General features: G+C 36.5%; 19 protein-coding genes and 1 pseudogene. 13 read left to right on the plus strand and 7 right to left on the minus strand.

The window, feature by feature from the left end:
* The first annotated feature begins 12 nt into the window (after positions 1 to 12).
* Positions 13 to 693, plus strand: a complete 681-nt coding sequence (locus IGL15_RS03225) for an IS6-like element IS1216 family transposase (protein ID WP_001015311.1) — start codon at positions 13 to 15, stop codon at positions 691 to 693.
* A gap of 52 nt (positions 694 to 745) precedes the next feature.
* Here IGL15_RS03225 and IGL15_RS03230 read toward each other — a convergent pair.
* Positions 746 to 1,456, minus strand: a pseudogene (locus IGL15_RS03230) (IS256-like element IS1542 family transposase); the annotation flags it as partial.
* A gap of 610 nt (positions 1,457 to 2,066) precedes the next feature.
* On the opposite strand from IGL15_RS03230, the gene IGL15_RS03235 reads away from it, so the two are divergent.
* Entirely contained in the window at positions 2,067 to 2,639 is a 573-nt protein-coding gene (locus IGL15_RS03235; protein WP_002326536.1) for a Dps family protein, read from the plus strand.
* A gap of 111 nt (positions 2,640 to 2,750) precedes the next feature.
* Here IGL15_RS03235 and IGL15_RS03240 read toward each other — a convergent pair whose 3' ends face one another.
* Positions 2,751 to 3,704 (minus strand): IS30 family transposase, encoded by a 954-nt coding sequence (locus tag IGL15_RS03240; protein WP_002333767.1) that lies wholly within the window; start codon positions 3,702 to 3,704, stop codon positions 2,751 to 2,753.
* A 146-nt stretch (positions 3,705 to 3,850) separates the two neighbouring features.
* On the opposite strand from IGL15_RS03240, the gene IGL15_RS03245 reads away from it, so the two are divergent.
* The 8 genes from IGL15_RS03245 to IGL15_RS03280 all read left to right on the plus strand — a co-directional run bounded on the left by IGL15_RS03245 (position 3,851) and on the right by IGL15_RS03280 (position 11,161).
* Positions 3,851 to 4,555, plus strand: a complete 705-nt coding sequence (locus IGL15_RS03245; RefSeq protein WP_002336879.1) for a Crp/Fnr family transcriptional regulator — start codon at positions 3,851 to 3,853, stop codon at positions 4,553 to 4,555.
* 227 nt (positions 4,556 to 4,782) lie between these two features.
* Positions 4,783 to 5,121, plus strand: coding sequence for a hypothetical protein (locus tag IGL15_RS03250; protein WP_002300938.1), 339 nt, complete (start codon positions 4,783 to 4,785; stop codon positions 5,119 to 5,121).
* Positions 5,106 to 5,960, plus strand: coding sequence for a prolipoprotein diacylglyceryl transferase (gene lgt / locus IGL15_RS03255; RefSeq protein ID WP_002300937.1), 855 nt, complete (start codon positions 5,106 to 5,108; stop codon positions 5,958 to 5,960). Before IGL15_RS03250 ends, lgt (IGL15_RS03255) begins: the two co-directional genes overlap by 16 nt.
* 146 nt (positions 5,961 to 6,106) lie before the next feature.
* The gene (locus IGL15_RS03260) at positions 6,107 to 6,340 is read left to right on the plus strand and encodes a heavy-metal-associated domain-containing protein (RefSeq protein WP_002301447.1); all 234 of its coding nucleotides are present in this window, start codon (positions 6,107 to 6,109) and stop codon (positions 6,338 to 6,340) included.
* A 197-nt stretch (positions 6,341 to 6,537) separates the two neighbouring features.
* Positions 6,538 to 8,442, plus strand: a complete 1,905-nt coding sequence (locus IGL15_RS03265; protein ID WP_096705483.1) for a heavy metal translocating P-type ATPase — start codon at positions 6,538 to 6,540, stop codon at positions 8,440 to 8,442.
* A 310-nt stretch (positions 8,443 to 8,752) separates the two neighbouring features.
* The gene (locus IGL15_RS03270) at positions 8,753 to 9,115 is read left to right on the plus strand and encodes an ArsR/SmtB family transcription factor (protein ID WP_002341318.1); all 363 of its coding nucleotides are present in this window, start codon (positions 8,753 to 8,755) and stop codon (positions 9,113 to 9,115) included.
* Between the two features lie 16 nt (positions 9,116 to 9,131).
* Entirely contained in the window at positions 9,132 to 9,749 is a 618-nt protein-coding gene (locus IGL15_RS03275) for a CadD family cadmium resistance transporter (RefSeq protein WP_047389834.1), read from the plus strand.
* A 249-nt stretch (positions 9,750 to 9,998) separates the two neighbouring features.
* A protein-coding gene (locus IGL15_RS03280; RefSeq protein ID WP_086956687.1) for an IS3 family transposase occupies positions 9,999 to 11,161 on the plus strand; the annotation gives its coding sequence in 2 pieces (ribosomal slippage) (positions 9,999 to 10,275 and positions 10,275 to 11,161; 1,164 coding nt in all).
* A 478-nt stretch (positions 11,162 to 11,639) separates the two neighbouring features.
* On the opposite strand, the gene IGL15_RS03285 is transcribed toward IGL15_RS03280, so the two are convergent.
* Entirely contained in the window at positions 11,640 to 12,176 is a 537-nt protein-coding gene (locus IGL15_RS03285) for a class A sortase (protein ID WP_002307637.1), read from the minus strand.
* Between the two features lie 154 nt (positions 12,177 to 12,330).
* Positions 12,331 to 13,830: a peptidoglycan DD-metalloendopeptidase family protein gene (locus IGL15_RS03290; RefSeq protein WP_096705372.1), complete on the minus strand. Its 1,500-nt coding sequence runs from the start codon at positions 13,828 to 13,830 to the stop codon at positions 12,331 to 12,333.
* Positions 13,831 to 14,101: 271 nt separating this feature from the next.
* Between IGL15_RS03290 and IGL15_RS03295 the strand changes: the two genes are divergently transcribed.
* The 3 genes from IGL15_RS03295 (at position 14,102) to IGL15_RS03305 (ending at position 18,232) form a co-directional block, all read left to right on the plus strand.
* Positions 14,102 to 14,509: a NusG domain II-containing protein gene (locus IGL15_RS03295; protein WP_002307641.1), complete on the plus strand. Its 408-nt coding sequence runs from the start codon at positions 14,102 to 14,104 to the stop codon at positions 14,507 to 14,509.
* 178 nt (positions 14,510 to 14,687) lie between these two features.
* Positions 14,688 to 15,971: a type II restriction endonuclease gene (locus tag IGL15_RS03300; RefSeq protein WP_096705371.1), complete on the plus strand. Its 1,284-nt coding sequence runs from the start codon at positions 14,688 to 14,690 to the stop codon at positions 15,969 to 15,971.
* Positions 15,972 to 16,681: 710 nt separating this feature from the next.
* The gene (locus IGL15_RS03305; RefSeq protein WP_002328849.1) at positions 16,682 to 18,232 is read left to right on the plus strand and encodes an IS1182 family transposase; all 1,551 of its coding nucleotides are present in this window, start codon (positions 16,682 to 16,684) and stop codon (positions 18,230 to 18,232) included.
* Between the two features lie 113 nt (positions 18,233 to 18,345).
* Here the strand turns inward: IGL15_RS03305 and IGL15_RS03310 are convergent, their stop codons facing one another.
* Genes IGL15_RS03310 through lgt (IGL15_RS03320) form a run of 3 tightly spaced genes read right to left on the minus strand, consistent with a single transcriptional unit; the run spans position 18,346 to position 19,539 of the window.
* The gene (locus IGL15_RS03310; RefSeq protein ID WP_002307645.1) at positions 18,346 to 18,531 is read right to left on the minus strand and encodes a DUF2933 domain-containing protein; all 186 of its coding nucleotides are present in this window, start codon (positions 18,529 to 18,531) and stop codon (positions 18,346 to 18,348) included.
* Entirely contained in the window at positions 18,528 to 18,752 is a 225-nt protein-coding gene (locus tag IGL15_RS03315; RefSeq protein WP_002307648.1) for a DUF2933 domain-containing protein, read from the minus strand. Before IGL15_RS03315 ends, IGL15_RS03310 begins: the two co-directional genes overlap by 4 nt.
* Entirely contained in the window at positions 18,736 to 19,539 is an 804-nt protein-coding gene (gene lgt, locus IGL15_RS03320) for a prolipoprotein diacylglyceryl transferase (RefSeq protein ID WP_002328340.1), read from the minus strand. The genes IGL15_RS03315 and lgt (IGL15_RS03320) overlap by 17 nt, the downstream gene beginning before the upstream one ends.
* Positions 19,540 to 19,605 lie beyond the last annotated feature (66 nt).

Here is a 19,605-nt window from a genome sequence, read left to right on the forward strand (position 1 = left end):
GGAGGAATGACGATGAATCATTTTAAAGGAAAGCAATTTCAGCAGGATGTGATTATTGTAGCCGTGGGCTACTATCTTCGTTATAACCTTAGCTATCGTGAAGTTCAAGAAATCTTATATGATCGTGGCATTAACGTTTCTCATACGACGATTTATCGTTGGGTGCAAGAATATGGCAAACTACTCTATCAAATTTGGAAAAAGAAAAATAAAAAATCCTTTTATTCATGGAAAATGGATGAAACGTACATCAAAATTAAAGGAAAATGGCATTATTTGTATCGAGCCATCGATGCAGATGGTTTAACCTTGGATATTTGGTTACGTAAAAAACGGGACACACAAGCAGCCTATGCTTTTCTTAAGCGGTTAGTGAAGCAGTTTGATGAACCGAAGGTTGTAGTCACAGATAAAGCCCCCTCTATTACAAGTGCCTTTAAGAAACTAAAAGAATACGGCTTTTATCAAGGGACAGAACATCGTACCATTAAATACCTGAATAATTTGATTGAACAAGACCATCGTCCAGTAAAGAGACGCAATAAATTCTATCGAAGTTTACGCACTGCCTCTACCACGATTAAAGGCATGGAAGCCATTCGAGGATTATATAAGAAAACCCGAAAAGAAGGCACTCTCTTCGGGTTTTCGGTCTGTACTGAAATCAAGGTATTATTGGGAATCCCAGCTTAAATCATAGATACCGTAAGGGATTTTATTCTTTATTTAAAACTTTGCAACAGAACCCTTTATGGGCATCAGAAATGATGAGTTCTGTCCCCTTTAGGCCGCGTTCTTTTAAGTATTCAAAGAAGATGGACCATGTGTCATCACTTTCTTCATTTTGAATCATGAAGCCAATGATTTCACGGTCGCCACCTTCTGTTATCCCGATCGCAATATGGCAGCTTTTAGAAAGCACTCGATGGTCCTCACGGACTTTTATGTAGAGAACATCAGTCATCAGATAAGGATAATTCGTACCTGAGAGTGAACGGTTCTGCCATTCGTTGACCATCGGGTCTAACTGCTCAGTCAGGCTAGAAACAAAAGATTTCGATACAGATTTTCCACATAGCTCTTCAACAATCTTTGAAACTTTACGTGTCGAAACGCCCGAAACATACATCTCAAGCATTGAAGCGAGCAGTGCCTTTTCATTTCGCTGATAACGCTCAAACACCGTCGGTGAAAATTCACCATCACGTGTTCTAGGCACTTTTAATTCGAGTGTACCCACACGAGTCGTAAAGTCTCGCTCATAATAGCCATTTCTTTGACTCTGACGACTTTCTGAACGTTCATAGTCATCGGCTTGAATATATTCTGTTCGTTGATTTTCCATCAATTGGTTGAAAACAGTGGTTAAAATATTTTTAGAAACATCATCTTTTACCGAATGTTCAATAATACTTTGAACCTCTTCGTTGTTCAGTGTAAAATGTACTTGGGTCATGTAACGTCCTCCTGGGTATGTTTTTGTGGTTAAAAACATTGTACCGTAAAAGGGCTGTTACATGGCCTTTTATCTTTTACACAATTATATGGACTTTATCTTGTTTTGTGTTTCTATGAATTTTATTAATTACAAAAACTATTTCATGTATGTTTAAGGTATACCCTAAATAGACATCATAATAACATTGAAAAACATGGTTGTCATTTTTCTAGATAAATGGCATAAATTTTCAGCGCTAAGTGACAAAAGCAACTAATTTTTCATGAGAGATTTTTAAATATCTCAATCTATCTCCAAAATTAGTTGCTTTTGCAGCTATAGTTGACTATGAATATGACAAATAATTAGAAAAAACTGTGCCAATTAAGTATAAAAATGACATTTTAGGCCCTGCTTTAATGAAATTTTTGTTTGGAGGGAACGACTTCATTCCTTTGATTATTTCAGTTGAATTTAATAGAGAAGCCTGGCGTCTATTAAGAAATAATTTTCTTGATGAGCGTCAATTTTTTTAACGGAAATCTATCCTATACTAAATTCAGTAAAGAAAAAGGAGGAATCAAAGAAAGCTATTTTAAACAAACCAAAATTATAGGAGGAATAAATCATGACTGAAAATGAAGCTACTCAAGAAAGAACACCCCAAGAAAGATTGCAAGAAGAACAAGAACACAAGGAACATGTTCATCATACGAAAATTAATGCAGCGGCCATTGCGGATCATCTTTTAGGCAACATGCATACATTACATGTGAAACTGCACCAATATCACTGGTATGTAAAAGGAGCCAATTTCTTTACGTTGCATGAAAAATTTGAAGAGTTGTATAACGAAAATGAAAAATGGTTCGACAAACTTGCGGAGCGTCTAATTACTTCTGGGCATAAACCTGCTTCGACAACGGTTGAATTTGAAAAATATTCGATGCTTTCGGAAGATGCAGTTAATAAATACGCTAAAGCAGAAGACATGGTTGAAAATATTATCGAGGACTTCAGAAGCACTCGTGACCTAACTATTCGCGCGATTCGTTTAGCTCAAGACGAGGGTGACGATGCTTTAGAAGATACATTGATTGCTTTTAAAAATGACTTAGACAAGAACATTTGGATGCTGCAAGCGTTCATTGGTAAAGAAGCATTAGAAGATGATGACGCTCTTGATGAGGATGAAGATTAAGGTAAAAGTAGAAGCTGATTTAGGGATTGGAATTCTTTCCAGTCCTTTTTCCATTTTCTTGATGTGCATCAATTTTTTTGTAGTAAGAGACTTATATTATTATTTGTCAAATTAAGCGAGACAAAACTTTCCATTTACGTAACTCAAAAAAACTTCTAATGGTGTTTGGTAATTTAGTGATTTTCTAGGGATATGGTTTCTTTTGGACGCAACGGATGAGATGAATCCTTGATTGACTTGGTTGAAGTCCATTTCTTTTGGTAGTCCATCTTTTCGGAGGAGTCCGTTTGAATGTTCATTTAATCCCCGTTGGGAAGGCGTTCCTGGGTCTGCGAAATAAATATCAATATCATTCGTATTACTAATACTTTTCCAATTAGAGAATTCTTTTCCACAATCAAAGGTAATTGATTTGAAAAGATTTTTGGGTACGGATTGAAACCATTCATTAATCGAATTTTCAATATCAACTGCCTTACGGCCTTCTGGTTTCAAGGCGATAATGGCTTTTGAAAGTCGCTCAACGAGTGTGATGACGGCACTTTTATGGTGGATGCCGACAATCGTATCACCCTCTAAATGTCCAAATTCTTCTTCGAAAACGACATAATCTTTTTTACGTTCAGAAATATTTCTTTTGAATGCCTGTTTTCCACGTTTTTCCTTATAACCATTTGGTTTTCGTTTTCCTTGCATCGGTAAATGTAAAACATTGAATTCTCCCGTCTTAAACCGGCGATAGAGGGTACTTACTGAACAAGAGAAGGTTCGCTCTGCACGGCCAATAATGACGTCTGGGGTCCAACCTTCAGTTGATCTTTTTGCAATGTATTCTTTTTCCTCAGCAGGAAAAATGATTTCGGTTCTCCCACAACGTCGCTTATTTTCTTTGTATTGTTCAAAGTATTCAAGTGCTGTTCCACCACATTTGAGAAAGTTATAGACATTGTAAATTGTTTGGCGTCCACGTTTAAGCTGCTTCGCAACGATAGCAACCGGAGTTTCTTGATGAAAATATGCTTCTATCATTACAAGCTCGTTTGGTGTAAGATGGGTATAAGTCATTTGTGTTCACTCTCCTTGTATGCTTTAGCGGGTATTATAATTTGAGTGTAACATAAATGGCTTTTTTATTTGTCTCGCTTAATTATACAAACGGCGTATAATAAAAGCAGCGAATATAAACAAAATAAATAAAGGGGGAGAATGAATTGACTAAACATACCCATCATGAAATTGGCGACCACGCAGCCTGTATCCGCTTGGTTCCAATATTCAATCACTTAGAGGATAGCGCGATGAATTACATTGCTGAAAAAGCCCACACGAAACAGTATCGAAAAGGAGAGTTTCTGTTTCGTTCACAAGAAAAAGAGGATACTTTATATATTATCAATCGTGGGAAAATCCGTATTTATCGATTGGCAGACTCTGGCAAAGAGCAGCTAGTGCGGATCTTGAACCCTGGTGATTTCACCGGAGAATGGACCTTGTTCAACCCGGATGCAGTACACGAGGAATATGCCGAAGCAACCCGAGATACCGTTGTCTGTATGATTCAGCAAAAAGATGTCCAAGATTTTCTGGAACAATACCCAGCTATTTCTTTAAAACTATTGGCGGAAATGTCTAAACGGTTAGAAAGTTCAGAACGTCAAACGACACAAGTAGCCGTGGAGAGTGTCATTACCCGTTTAGTTTTGTTTTTGGCAGAAAATGTGGAACCTGAAATGGGCAACTCTCCCACCATCACCCTGCCGATGGCAAAAAAGGACATTGCTTCCTATTTAGGAACGACACCTGAGACCATCAGTCGCAAATTTGGAGAATTGGAGGACGAAGGATTGATTCAACAGCTGTCTGGGAAAAGGATCAAGATTCAGGATTTAGATGATTTATTGCTTTACAGCGAATAATCGGACACACTTTTTTCTACACGTTGGTGTTCTGTCGCTCTTCATTAACAACGGGACAGAACTCAGTGCTTTTGCTTCCATCTGTCCGTTTTTGGCTTTTTTAAGACAGAACGACCTTCATTCATTGGAAAAATAAAAGCACAAACATGATAACCCTCAAGTTTTTTTGTTTTATTTTTCTTTAAGATAGGGTTGTCGAACAAAACGTAAAAATAAGTAGGGTGAATGTGCATTGTTTTTGGGTGATAGTTGCCATCACGTTGTCAGCAGCGGGGGCATTCTTTGTCGTCCCTTTCACCAAGAACACGATTGGCGGCGAAGCAAAAACGTCTAACGTTGTTGAGGCAGATAGGTTAGCTATGGAAAAAGAAGAGGAAGTTGTAAAAGGAGCCGGCGTAATCGGACACGGAAAAGTGGCGTATTACGAAGCGAGTGACCAGGGAGATAAAAGTGTATTCACTGTTTGGTTTCCATGGAGCTTAGCCGGAATCTTGTTCAGCATCACCATGACTAGAATGACGAGAAAAATTGAAGAAATGGAGCAAATAGAATGGGATTCGTATTAGGCGTTTTGAATCCCCATGTGGTGGAGATTGGTTCTGTTGTGATTCATTGGTATGGAGTCATTATTGCAGCGGGCATATTAGCGGCTCTCCAGTTGAGCACCAAGGAAGCAAAGAAAAAAGGACTGGAAGAGGATACCGTTATCGATATGGCCTTATGGGCAATTCCGATTGGACTCCTCGGCGCTCGGCTTTATTATGTGTTATTTGAACTTGGTTATTATCTGCAAAATCCAGGACAAATCCTTGCGATTTGGAATGGCGGCATTGCGATTTATGGGGGATTGATTGCAGGAGGGGGTACGCTATATTGGTATGCAAAGAAAAAAGGTACTTCTTTGGCACTCGTTCTTGATATTTTAGCGCCCAATGTATTGTTAGCCCAGTCCATTGGTCGTTGGGGCAATTTTATGAATCAGGAAGCTCATGGTGGGCCGGTTACTCGTCAATTCTTGGAAAATCTTTATTTACCTGAATTTATCATTGAACAAATGAATATGAATGGTACCTACTACCATCCGACTTTTTTATACGAGTCATTGTGGAGTTTGTTGGGCTTTGTCCTCATCGTCACTATACGGAACCGAAAACAGCTTTTGCGTCAAGGAGAAGTCGCTTTGAGTTACGTTTTGTGGTACTCAGTGGGTCGGTTCTTCATTGAAGGTATGCGAACGGACAGTTTATGGATTGGCGAGTGGATCCGCGTTTCGCAAGCCTTGTCTCTGGCCCTGTTTATTGGCGCGATTGTAGTATGGTTTATACGCAGACAAGATTATCCACCAATTTCTTATTATTCTGATGGCAATAAGGGGCAGAAAAAGACTATTAAGATGGTGAATTGAGCAAAAAGATAAAAAGAAGTGCAAAACTTGATATGCGTCAATTTTCGTTTGCTAAAAGTGAGCTATACTACAGTTGTAAAGAGGAAAAGGCAGTGTTCATTAATCTGCTGCCGATAAAATAAAAACACATAAAGGAGATAGGAATTATGGAAAAAGCTATATTGCAATTAGAAACGTTGTCTTGTCCAAGTTGTATGCAAAAAATTGAAGGTGCCGTGAAATCAGTTAACGGTATTGATAAAGACAGCATTAAAGTATTATTCAACTCCAGCAAAGTCAAAACCAATTTTGATTCAGCTGTCACTTCGATTGAAGAGATTCAAAAAGCTATCGAAAACGTAGGCTATCCGGTTCTTAAAGCAAAAGTCAAGGCCGTTTAACAGATTAAATGAACTAGGCAATTCTGGAAGAAAAGCTATTTTTCCAGGATTGCTTTTTTTGTTGCAATCCGATTCGAGGTGCTTAGAAACGATAAAAGAGAACTTTCTAAACTTGATGTCAGTCAATTAATTACTTAGGCAATTATCTTATACTGTGTTTATCAATAAAAGAGAAATTAAATTTGGAGGGAAAAAGCATGCAACAATATATATTAAGCAAGAAAAATGTTATCACCGTCATCAGTGGATTGTTAATCGTACTCGGTTTCTTCAGTCACTTTGTTTTAGAAAACGTAGGACTTTCAGAGTGGTCTTTGATCATCGCCTCTGTCTTTGGGATTACGCCAATTGCCATTCAAGCGTTTCAAGCAATGAAAGTCAAAGTCATCAGTATTGATGTCTTAGTCAGTATTGCAGCGATTGGTGCGCTTTTTATTCAAAATTATGAAGAATCGGCTATTGTCACGTTCTTATTCTTATTCGGACACTACTTGGAACAACGAACATTGAACCAAACGCGATCTGCTATCAAAGAATTGACTGAAATGGCACCCGAAAGCGCCTTGAAACAAATGGATAATGGCGAATTTGAAGAAGTAGAAGTGGATGATATAGATGAAGGGGATATCTTGCTCGTTAAAACGGGTGCGAAAGTTCCAGTAGATGGCATAGTCCTTACGGGTGAAGGGCATATCAATGAAGCTAGCATTACAGGTGAAGCTATTCCGGTCAACAAGCTAGCTGATGCAGAAGTTTTTGCAGGAACCATTTTAGAAAACGGAACGATTCAAATCAGAGCTGACCGAGTTGGTGAGGACACCACATTTGGAAAAATTATTGAACTCGTGGAAGAAGCACAAGATTCTAAATCCGAAGCGGAACGGTTCATTGATCGCTTTTCTAAATACTACACACCAGCTGTCTTGGTTCTGGCAATTGTTGTATGGGCGTTCAGTCAAAATATTGAGTTAGCAATCACCATCTTGGTTCTAGGTTGCCCAGGCGCATTAGTTATCGGAGTGCCTGTCTCAAACGTTGCCGGTATTGGGAATGGTGCTCGTAACGGTGTTCTTTTAAAAGGGAGTGAAGTCATTCAAGACTTCAGTAATGTGGATACAATTGTATTTGATAAGACAGGTACTTTAACTGTCGGAAACCCAACCGTTGCAGCGACTGAACTGTATGAAAAAGATCCTGCTGAAACGCTTGGCTATCTGGCCAGTGTGGAACGGGAATCAGATCATCCATTAGCAAAAGCGGTCTTAAATCAAATTGGAGAAACAAACTTTTATCCTGTTGAAGGAACTGAAGTTGTGAAAGGCGGCGGAATCGTTTCAAGTGTAGCTGGACATAGAGTGGCTGTTGGGAATGTGGCCTTGATGGAAAAAGAAAATGTCACTCTCAGCAAAAAAGTGCAAAAAGATGTCAAACGGTTTGAACAACAAGGGAACTCTCTCGTTTTGACAGCGGTCGACGGTGAATTAAAAGTACTGATGGGCATTCGCGATCAAGTCCGTCCGGGTGTGAAAGCTAATTTGCAGGAATTAAAAGACTTGGGCGTGAAAAATCTAGTCGTTCTTTCAGGAGATAACCAAGGAACCGTTGATGTGGTCGCCGGCGAACTTGGTTTGACCGAAGCTCACGGCCACATGTTGCCGGAAGACAAATCGGCTTATATCGGAAAACTTCAACAACGTGGTCAAATTGTAGCCTTTGTTGGAGATGGCGTTAACGATAGTCCGTCCTTAGCTTTAGCAGACATTGGAATCGCAATGGGAAGCGGAACGGACGTAGCGATTGAAACATCCGATGTCGTTTTAATGAACTCGAACTTCAGCAACTTGCCTCACGCATTAGGATTAGTAAAAGCCACCGCAAATAATATGAAACAAAATATCGTGATTTCAGTTGGAGTAGTGTTGGTCTTGTTGACCAGCGTCTTCTTCAGCGAATGGATGAATATGTCTATCGGAATGTTGGTTCATGAAGGTAGTATCTTGGTGGTAATTTTCAATGGCATGAGATTAATGAAGTATAAGTTGAAAGGTCGAAAAGAACAAAAAGAAGTATCAGCACCTGCAGAGAAAGTAAAAATATCTTAAGAATAAATTAGAAGAGGCTGAGACAATAGTCCATCCTTGAAATGACAAAAGTGGAAACTCAGATTTTTAAATCTGGGATTTTCCGCTTTTTTGAGTTCTTAAAAAAAAAATAAAAGTATAGAGTATGTTCTTTATAAAATTAATTTTCGTGTAAATGATTAAAAAATTTAATAATAAAATTTAAATTCCTATTAAGTTGTAACACATGAAATTGCTTATAATAGTGTATTGGAATTAAGGTAGATTGACAAACGAGTGATCAAATAGATATACTTCATTCAAACAATCGTTTGAATGTGAGGTGAGATGAATGGAAAAAGTTTGCCAAGTGACTATCGTACATAAAGAAAAAGTAAATGTAATAAAAAATAAATTGGATCAAAAAGATTTTTCAAACTTACTTGTGTTAGGGAAATGTTTCAGCGATTCTTCTAGAATTAAAATTTTCTATGCTTTAGAAACCTATAAGGAAATGTGTGTATGTGATTTAGCAGAAATACTTACTGCTAGTGTCGCTACAACGTCACACCATTTACGTTTTTTAAAAAAACATGGAATGGCAAAATCACGTCAAGATGGAAAAGTAGTTTATTACTCTTTAGCGAATGAAGACATCCTTTCCGCTATTCGTGTTTTTTTTAAGTTATCAGAAAATCTATCTATGAAATCTTAGTTTGGAGGAAGTTATTTTGTTACAAAGTATTTTTTCAGCTATCGCTGTTTATATTTCTACCAGTATTGATTATTTGTTTATCTTGCTCATTATCTTTTCTCAAAGCCACACACAAAAAGGTATTCGTCACATTTTTTGGGGTCAATATCTTGGAACAGGTATTTTGGTAGCCGTAAGTTTGTTTGCTGCTTATGTGCTAAATTTTATTCCGCAAGATTGGATCATTGGACTTCTTGGATTAATTCCAATTTATTTAGGTATTCGTGTCGCTGTGATAGGTGAAGAGGAGGAAGAAGAAGAGGAAGTCGTTGAAAAGTTAGAATCTAGAGGAACCAGTTGGTTATTTTGGACTGTCGCCTTAATAACCATTGCGTCAGGTGGCGATAATTTAGGCATTTATATTCCTTACTTTACTTCGTTAGCCTTTTCAGAAATTGTTATTACTTTAATCGTATTTGCTTTCTCTGTTGCAGTTCTTTGCTATGTCAGTTATAAATTAGCAAAAATTTCCTTTGTTTCCGAAACATTAGAAAAATATGAACGAATCATTGTTCCTATAGTGTTTATTGGTTTAGGAATTTATATATTGATCGAAAATGGTACGATTCAAACTTTATTAAGTTTATTTAATTAATAAATAGTTTGACTGTTAGCACAAAAAAAGACATCGATTAAATCTCGTTGTCTTTTTTTGTGCTAACAGATTGGCGCATTATCCAAATAGTATCATGCGATACATGAAATTAGATAAAATTATGTATCAAGAATCCTATCCCTATAGGGTTCTTTTTTTTTACTCCCCCTAAACTGGATAGGCTACAATTAACTAGACAGAAAAATTAAGGTGTGTAGACTAGAAGAAAACATACCAGGAGGAATTTTTATGTCTAAGAGAACACGAAGAACTTTTTCACAAGAATTCAAGCAACAAATCGTCAATCTTTACTTAGCTGGAAAGCCACGTGTAGAAATCATTCGAGAATATGAACTAACGGCTTCAGCATTTGACAAATGGGTAAAGCAATCTAAAACGAGTGGTTCATTCAAAGAAAAAGATAATCTTACGCCTGAACAAAAAGAATTGTTAGAACTACGTAAAAGAAACCAGCAATTAGAAATGGAAAATGATATTTTAAAGCAAGCAGCGCTGATATTCGGACGAAGAGACAAGTAATCGATGCGAATAAGCATCTTTACCCTATATCAGCGATGTGCAGAATATTAGGTCTATCACGTCAGTCCTATTATTATCAATCAAAACCAAAGAAAGACGAATCAGAACTTGAAGAAGTAGTCGCTGAAGAATTTATCCGCAGCCGAAAGGCCTACGGCTCAAGAAAAATAAAAAAAGCCTTATCAAAACGAGGCATTCAGATCAGCCGACGAAAAATTAGTAGAATCATGAAAAATAGAGGATTAAAATCGAGCTATACTGTTGCTTATTTTAAAGTACATCATTCTACTTGCAATGAAGCCAAAACGACAAACGTATTGAATCGTAAATTCTTAAGAGACAACCCATTAGAAGCGATCGTAACAGACTTGACTTATGTACGAGTCGGGAAAAAATGGAATTATGTCTGTTTCATTTTGGATCTGTTCAATCGAGAAATTCTCGGCTATTCTTGTGGAGAACATAAAGATGCCGTTCTAGTAAAAAAAGCATTTAGCCGTATCAAACAACCTCTGACAGAGGTTGAGATTTTTCATACTGATCGTGGAAAAGAGTTTGATAACCAAGCTATTGATGAATTATTAACAACTTTTGACATCAATCGATCATTGAGTCATAAAGGCTGTCCTTTTGATAATGCCGTAGCTGAATCAACTTATAAGTCGTTGAAAGTAGAATTTGTCTATCAATACACATTTGAAACCTTACAACAATTGGATTTGGAGTTATTTGACTATGTCAATTGGTGGAACCACCTTCGGTTGCACGGTACACTTGGCTACGAGACACCGGTTGGTTACCGTAACCAGAGATTGGCGCAGCGAATCCTTGATAATGAGCTCGGATGTGCTAACGCTAGCGAGGCAGTCTAACTTTAATTGTTAGCTCCTGCCGAAGATCGTCACATCCGAGGAGGCTCATTGTCAAGGACAATCGGAATAGCATACGGAAAGAAGTTCTGCACCTTATAAAATTTGTCAAAAAAACTGTTGCCATTCCAATATCAAGAAAACAGAGGATATTCCTTAGGAAAATCACAATCTAAATCTTCCCTAGAAACTATAGAATGACAAGGGGGATATAAGCAAATTCCTAAATGATTAAATAGGGTGCGTTACTAGTTAGCTCCATAGTAAGATTTTTTCAAAATTTTCTTGAGGTTGGATCAAAAAGGGCTCTTTTCAATTAGATTAAAGACACTCATACAAAATAGAGAAACGAACTTATAATCGCGTTCGTTTCCCTATTTAATTTATTATGACCATAAACCAATTTGAATTTAGAAAACACCTTCTTTCTTTAATAAAAAGTACTACTCGTAATCTGTCAGGATTGATAAGACTTTTTATATTAGCTAAATAAAGAATGGATATATTGATTAGCATTCTTAAATTCAACTGTATCGATCAGTGTACCTTGTACAATCAATCTCGTTACAGCAGCCAAATCTCCGCATGTAACAAGAGTGATCATATTTTTATTAGGAATATCATCAATGACTTCGACTCTTGATGGATCCACTTTTTCTTTAAAGGACACTTGGTAAATATAAATATTCTTTAAGTCTGTTACATATATTTTTTCTTTTAGAGAAATAAACTCTAATGGGGAAAATAAAATAGTTTTATCTTTAGCACTATGACTTGCTAAAGCGTAATTTCGTTTTCCCATCTGCTGATCTGGTTTCATTGTTCCAGCCCCAGAAAGAAGCGAGGTGTTGTCCAATCCGTTGTATATTGGTAAAGATAATTTTACATTGTGTATAGCGATACCACCTATTATAGGCAAATCATTATTCTTGAATTGTGCTTTTAATACTAACTCATTTGATATAGATTCAACAGAATCAAAATCAAAGTTTCCTTTCCTTTTCAGATTGTCTTCCAAATCTTTCTGTGAATAATTTGCTATGTCATATTGTGGACTTGTTTATTCAGTAAGTAAGATCGAATTTGGAAATTAAATATTAAAACTAAGCCTATAAGAAAAAGGCTAATTAGAAGTAAATTTAAAGAAAGATGCTTGATTTTTTTCATCATTTTTAGATTCCTAGAAATGGAGCAGGATCTACGAATCCAGACCAATTTGAGCTAGTCGCTATTCCAAAATGCAAATGAACTCCGGTTGAATTTCCTGTAGTTCCCATGGTACCGATGGTCTGTCCAGCACTCACTGATTTTCCTGGTGTAGCAATATAATTACTTAGGTGAAGGTAATATGAATAGTAACCATCTCCGTGATCAATAATAATGTAATTACCTGCGGATCCATCAAATGACGCCTGCACTACAGTTCCTGATCTTGATGCCATGATAGGCGTTGAAGAAGTTCCACCCATATCTATACCATCGTGAAAAGATCCAGAAAATCCAGTAGGATCAGCTCTTCCCCCAAATGGACTTGTGACGATAATGTTGGCTACGGGTGCGCCCCAACCAGAAGAACTAGGACTTTGAATCTGAGTATTATCGGAAGAACTATTGTTGTCTTGGTACTCATTTTGATTAACTGAGTTCGAATCTTGCTCCGAAGTTTCATCTGGTATCTGTTCTTCTTTCTGTGTATCAGTATTTTCTTGACCTATTCCTATGTCATTGGTATCGGCTAGTTGTGATACATCTTTTTCCTGATCTTTTATAATAGATGCGGCTTCTGCCTCTTGAGCTTTTAAAATAGCCGCAGCTTCTGCTTCTTTTCTCTTTTCCTCTGCTATAGCTTTAAGCTCTTTCTCCCTTCTTTTTTCAGCTTCTTGTTTTTGATTTTCAAATATAATAGATGCGGCTTCTGCCTCTTGAGCTTTTAAAATAGCCGCAGCTTCTGCTTCTTTTCTCTTTTCCTCTGCTATAGCTTTAAGCTCCTCCTCCCTTCTTTTTTCAGCTTCTTGTTTTTGATTTTCAAATTTTGCTTTTTCGGATTGCTCTGTCGCCAAAGAAGCGGATATCTCATTGATTTTTATACTTTGAGTTAATTTGGCTTCTATAAGGTCATTTTCTTTCTCTTCGAGAGATCGAGTTTCTTTTTCCGCATCTGTAACTTTTTTCTCAGCTTCTTTTTTTAATTCATCTAAATTTTCTTTATCATCTATCTGGGCCTGCATAATCTCATTACTAGCAGAAATAAGCTTAGTCATACCAATGGCTGCTGTGACTGCATCTGATAATGATTCGGCATTTACCATGACAGATATTATAGAGTCACTTTTTTGATTTACTTGTGCATTCCTAGCCTGCTCTTCGATAAGTTTATTCCTAAGGCGTATTCTTTCCTCAAGAGCAGTAATTTTCTGATTAATCTCGGTAAGTTTCTTCTCAGATGTGTTTTTTTCCACTAGCACTTTTTTATATTCTTTTTCTAGCTGAGTTATTTTGTTATCTAAATCAGTAAGATAATTTTCAGCTGATTCTTTATTTTTTACAATCGCTTCAATTTTATCATCTTTTTCTTTGATTTTTTCCTCTATAGTCTGTGCTTTAGCTAAGAGACCATTACTAAAAAATAGCGAAAACACAATGACAGAGGTAGATATAAATGTTTTTTTCAAATTGATTTTTCACTTCCCTTATTTTATTTGTGAAGAAACATTTTACATAATATTCTCCTCTCTATTTTATCGTTGCTACAGGTTCTACTAGGAACTGAAATTGGAATTACTATACAAAAAGTAATAGGACCCATATGCTATATTTCAATTTAGTAGACAGCTTCAAAATAACTAAAACTTATGGAGATTTTATGGAGCATATACATACCTACATAAAATTCACACAACTGTAAAGTATGATATCAAAAGTTAATACAGGAGAACGAATTTAGTGAATAAAACATTGAGACTCATGAAACCTTGGGACTATTTCATTATTACTGCGGTCATTATGGCATCATTCGTACCATATTTACTATTTGATACTAATAATGATGAAAATAATAATAGGGAAAGTACAGATGTAATTGCAGTTGTTAAAATAGATGGAGAAGTTGTAGACAAATTTAACTTATCACAAGTTAATGAGTCTTTTGAAAAAACATATTACCCTCAAAAAGGGAAATACAATATTATTGAAGTAGCTCCTGGAAAAATCAGGGTAAAAGAAGATAATAGTCCTGATCAAATTGCTGTTCGTACAGGCTGGATTAGTAGACCAGGGGAAATGAGTATATGTCTGCCTCATAAATTGATTGTTGAAATTTTAGGAGTAGAGGAGAATCCTTTAATTTATTAGTATGAACTAATAAGTACCACGAATCCTATTATAGAGACATGGACGGAGTAATCTAAGGAAAGACCGTTAACTAAAATCGCTAAAACCTGTTTACATGATTCTTCATTTAAGGTGGTTACGGAATTTTGCATATAGAAAGCCATATTAGAGCTAACGAGTTTATAAAATATTAATAGGGATGGTAGGTGTCATTACAGTGGATAATACTTATTTAACAGATGTGTTTAATCAATATAAATTACGCGAAAATTTACTGTATCAAACTTGGTTTGTCAAAAGTGAAAAACGTTTGAAAGCGTTTAAAAAAGTTAGGAAATACGTACAAGTACTTATCAAACATGTCAATAACGGAACGTTCCCAACAGATTTTAAAAATTCAGCCCTAGAGGACATAATGAATGTAATTGCAGAACAAACAGAAATTTTTAAAGGAGCCAAGCATGTATTTATGTGGAAACCTAAATTGAGAATTCCGGATATTTATGAAAATAGGGAAAATCAGTTAGCTTTTTCACTTTGTCTTGATCAAATTCTTAAAGCTAATCAAGAAATTAAAATGTTATTTGCTGTAAATATTCTAGCAGAAAAGAAAATCAGAGGGCTTGGTCCAGCTGTCGCAAACATTTTATATTTTCTAGAACCTACCATTTTCCCTCCTTTTAACACAGCTATTGTAAATGGATATAATTATCTTACGGGCTCGAAAATTCGCTTAGGTAAATGGGAGGACTATTTTAAACTCCGTGATGGTATGATTGAACTCAACTGCTTAGGAGGACTTTTTTCGAAAGATTTGGGTGCTATCTCAGCTTTTTTATTTGATATTGGGAAACTAAATTATATTGTTCGCGAAAATGAAGAAGAGTATGTCAGAATTTCAGAAAGTAACACCCAGAAATTAATAAAACAGAAGTTGGAAAAAGAGGATGGCAAAAATGTGCACCAAAAAATCCAATATATCTTAGCTACTTTAGGTAATGAGATAGGTTATCATGCTTGGATTGCCTCAAACGATCATAATAGAATTGTAGATGGGAATCGCTTAGGAGATGTGTCTATACCTCTATTACCAGAAACAATCTATCAATTACCAAATCCGTTAAGTAGGACGATTGGTTTGATTGATGTTATTTGGTTTTCAAAAAATGGGGAACCGATATGTGCTTTTGAGGTTGAAAAATCGACGTCAATAATTTCTGGGATGAATCGAATGGATGATTTGTATTCGATTCATCAAGAAAATTTGATGATGTATATTGTCTCACCGGATCAACGTGAAGAGGAGATACGAGCACAATTTAATAGACCACATTATATGCGTAATCAAAATTTGCATGATCACTTACGATACATTCTATTTACAGATTTAGAGAAACATGCTAATTTTATGAAGAAATTTGGCAAAGATTTTACAATTTTAGCCCCGATATCTCATTATCCAAGTGGTGAACTAGTTCGGTAGTTATTCTGGACAAAGAAGTTGAAATTAATACGGTTAATTGTAGTATAAATAAGCATTTGGGCAGAATTGGAAATCAATCTTCCCTTTTTTTACGAGTAGCTTCCACATTTATAATGGCGCTCATTGCTATTGAATGTCTTAGTAACGTCCAGAAGAAAATCATCATATTAATGCTGCCCATGCTTCCATTTTAGTAACTTTTCGTTGAAGAAAATTGCGGATAGAGTGAATACTATCTATTCATAACCTAGAAATGTTATCTAAAAAGGTATTTTCCTTATATTCATCGAAGATAATGGTTTTATTTGCACTTAAAAAAGAAACAATAAATCTTACTTCTAGAATCCCCTGGTGTATGGACTACCCTATACACCAGGGGATGTTATGTACTCTTGGTGGAATGCAACGAGTGGATGGAATGATGATGATCATTTTCTTTGGTGTCAGAAATACATAAAGAAAGATTATAAACCACGCATGCCTTATTCGTTTTATAAAGAGTAAAGTTAGACTAAATATTTTGAGAGAATCAATTCTATTCTGAACCATGAATTTAGTGAATTTTAAAGGGACTGTGACATAAGTCCATAGAAGAAAACCGCAAGAAATGACGAGAAAGCGTTCATTTCTTGCGGTTTTTTGGGTAAAATAAAAAGGAGCACCGGTTCCCGCCAATGCACCATCATTTAATCCTGAAAGGACTAAACAAAATGTATACTAATTATAACATGAATCAACTCACTTTGGATCTATCTACTTCATTTTCTCCAAAAGAAAATCATGTCGCCGTTTTTATCCATGAACTGGTCGAAGCGCTTCAGATTAATGACCCCTATCTTTTTGGTCGACCAAGAGAATATGATTTAGGTGCCATGATGAAGGTGGTTCTTTTTGCGTATACGCGAGAAACCTTTACAAGTCGCAAGATTGAACGCTTAGCTGAAGAAAACCTATATGCTCGCTGGTTGACGCAAGAACGAGTTCCGACTTATCGAACTATCGCCCGTTTTTGTGTATCCAACGATGTACAGGAGTTGACCAATAAAGGTTTAGATCAGTTGACAGAGTATCTGCGTGCACGGAATCTGATTGATGATGCGTTGTTTATTGACGGGACCAAAATCTTGGCGGATGCGAATAAATACAGCTTTGTCTGGAAGAAAAATACGATCCGGTTCGATCAAATGAATCGCGAAAAATTGCTTACTATGATGACGGAACTAAAAGAAGCATATGCCCTGAAACAGATTCCCGAAGGGACGACCTTGACCGTAGACATGATAGATGAACTGTTAACACGGATGGAACTGCGTCTGGATGAACTAGAAAATGAAGTTGAGGCAACGAAACGTCTTTCGCCAAATCCAGCGAAACAACAACGGCGAACGTTGAAAAGCCAAGTACGCAAACTAAATGCAAAGCGAGAAAAACTTCTGGAACATCAAACGCAGTTTTCTATTTATGGGACTAGAAACAGTTATTCAAAAACCGATCATGATGCGACATTTATGCGCGTAAAAGAAGACCACATGAAAAATGGCCAACTTAAACCTGCGTATAACCTGCAGATCGCTACATGTAATCAATTTGTGCTCGGCTACGATGTCTTTCAAAACCCAACAGACACTAAAACACTGAAACCATTACTGGAAAAAATGAAGACTGCACAAAAGTCCCCTCATTATTTGGTCGCCGATGCAGGTTATGGTTCAGAAAGCAATTACCGCTATATAGAAGATGAACTTCCTCAGCATACTGCACTGATTCCTTATGGAACGATGTTTAAAGAACAAAGTAAGAAATGGCAGACAGATGACCGGAAAGTAATGAATTGGGTTTACGAGCCCAATGAGGACTTTTACATCGACCCCAAAGGGGTACGATTCAATTTTCATGCCTACCGTCAACGAACAGATGCGGATGGCTTTGTCCGAGATTTTAAAGAATACCAAGCAGAAAAAACGGATGCGAACCAAGCGCTCATTCCTGAAGCCTTAACCCCAAAGGGGAATCGTAGAAAGATCACTGTAAATCCGTCTTGGGAGTATCATAAAGAAAAACAAAAAGAACGGTTATCAACGCCTGACATTCAAAAAATATATGGGCGGAGAAAAGTCGACGTGGAAACAGTCTTCGGATTTATGCAGGCTTGTTCGGGCTTCACTCGCTACACGGTTCGAGGCTTAGAGAAAGTCAGAAAACAGACGGGTTTACTCATTACGGCAATCAATATGATGAAATTGACAAAAATAGGAACTTGAACTACTCAAAATGAATAAAAAAACAAGAAGCACTCGAAAAATCTCATGATTTCCAAGTGCTCCTTGTTTTTTGGAGAGCGTAACTAGGTAACTTATGTCACGCCTCCTTTAACTTATTTTAACCTTGACTTCAAATCGCTTAATTCACTACTTAAGATATCATTTTGCTCTTTTAAATTTTCAAGATCCTGTTTCAATTGTTCGTCATCTTTTTCATTATGCGATCCTGAGTGCATACCCCTCATCATAAATATCATCATTATCGGACATAATAAAAGTAATAACCACTGCATTGTCATCGCTCCTTAACTAAGTTCTTTAGAGTAGCAACTTCTTCTTTTAATTGCTCAGTTTGGATTTTTAAACTTGCTATATCATTTTCGGAACCAGTGTGTTTTGAATGATCTTCTCCATGCATATGATGATGCCCAGCATGTCCGTGCCCTTTATGCATAAACATCATTGAGATAGGGCAAATTAGTAGTAATAGTAGTGGTAAGAGATTAAGTAATGCTTCCATGTAAATCTTCCTCCTTAGATTTTTTGAGATAGATGTAAGTTAATATAGAGCCAATTAATAGGACTATGGACAGGACTTGAGCCATTCTCAAGTTTGCTGTTAGCATTAAACTGTCGGTCCGTAATCCTTCAATCCAGAATCTCCCGACGGAATATAGTGAAACATAAATTAAAAATATTTGCCCAAAGAACATTCTATTTCTAGACACCAGAAGCAAAATAATGAGTACTCCTATATTCCATAAAGACTCATATAAAAAAGTCGGATGATGGTAGGCCCCATCAATATACATTTGATCAATTATGAAAGATGGGAGTTTCAGAGATTGCAGGAACTCTATGTCTACAATTTCTCCATAGGCCTCTTGATTCATAAAATTTCCCCATCGTCCAATGATTTGTCCAATTACTATACTGGGAGAAACTACGTCAGCAACATTCCAAAAAGAAAGATTTTTCTTCTTGCAATAAATAACCCCTGTCAATACAGCACCAATTAATCCACCATGTATTGCTAGACCACCTTCCCAAATTTTTAAGATACTTAAAGGATCATCAATGTACAAAGGTAATTCAAAAAGTACATAGTATAATCTGGCCGATATAATAGAAACTGGCAATCCATATAACAACAGATCAACAATTGTATCCTCAGGCAATGCCGCACGCTTTGCTCTTCTATTAGCAACAAAATATCCGATTATGATCCCAAACACTATGAAAATGGCATACCAATAAATAGTAAATGGACCAAACGAAATAAATACTCTGTCGTAGGGTTCTCTCAAATTCTTCCCTCCTTCCTAATGAACTTGTTTTGACTATAGCAGGCTATTATGGAAATTTTATGTAGA

Origin of the sequence: Enterococcus sp. DIV0436a, from assembly GCF_051711605.1 — a bacterium.
GTDB classification, from domain to species: domain Bacteria; phylum Bacillota; class Bacilli; order Lactobacillales; family Enterococcaceae; genus Enterococcus_B; species Enterococcus_B faecium.

Bases quoted from the DNA above. Each gene is read 5' to 3' on its own strand.
- IGL15_RS03235 (WP_002326536.1), top strand. From the start codon at position 2,067: ATGACTGAAAATGAAGCTACTCAAGAAAGAACACCCCAAGAAAGATTG.
- lgt (WP_002300937.1), top strand. From the start codon at position 5,106: ATGGGATTCGTATTAGGCGTTTTGAATCCCCATGTGGTGGAGATTGGT.
- IGL15_RS03240 (WP_002333767.1), bottom strand. From the start codon at position 3,704: ATGACTTATACCCATCTTACACCAAACGAGCTTGTAATGATAGAAGCA.
- IGL15_RS03265 (WP_096705483.1), top strand. From the start codon at position 6,538: ATGCAACAATATATATTAAGCAAGAAAAATGTTATCACCGTCATCAGT.
- IGL15_RS03225 (WP_001015311.1), top strand. From the start codon at position 13: ATGAATCATTTTAAAGGAAAGCAATTTCAGCAGGATGTGATTATTGTA.
- IGL15_RS03310 (WP_002307645.1), bottom strand. From the start codon at position 18,531: ATGACAATGCAGTGGTTATTACTTTTATTATGTCCGATAATGATGATA.
- IGL15_RS03270 (WP_002341318.1), top strand. From the start codon at position 8,753: ATGGAAAAAGTTTGCCAAGTGACTATCGTACATAAAGAAAAAGTAAAT.
- IGL15_RS03315 (WP_002307648.1), bottom strand. From the start codon at position 18,752: ATGGAAGCATTACTTAATCTCTTACCACTACTATTACTACTAATTTGC.
- IGL15_RS03260 (WP_002301447.1), top strand. From the start codon at position 6,107: ATGGAAAAAGCTATATTGCAATTAGAAACGTTGTCTTGTCCAAGTTGT.
- IGL15_RS03305 (WP_002328849.1), top strand. From the start codon at position 16,682: ATGTATACTAATTATAACATGAATCAACTCACTTTGGATCTATCTACT.
- IGL15_RS03300 (WP_096705371.1), top strand. From the start codon at position 14,688: ATGGTAGGTGTCATTACAGTGGATAATACTTATTTAACAGATGTGTTT.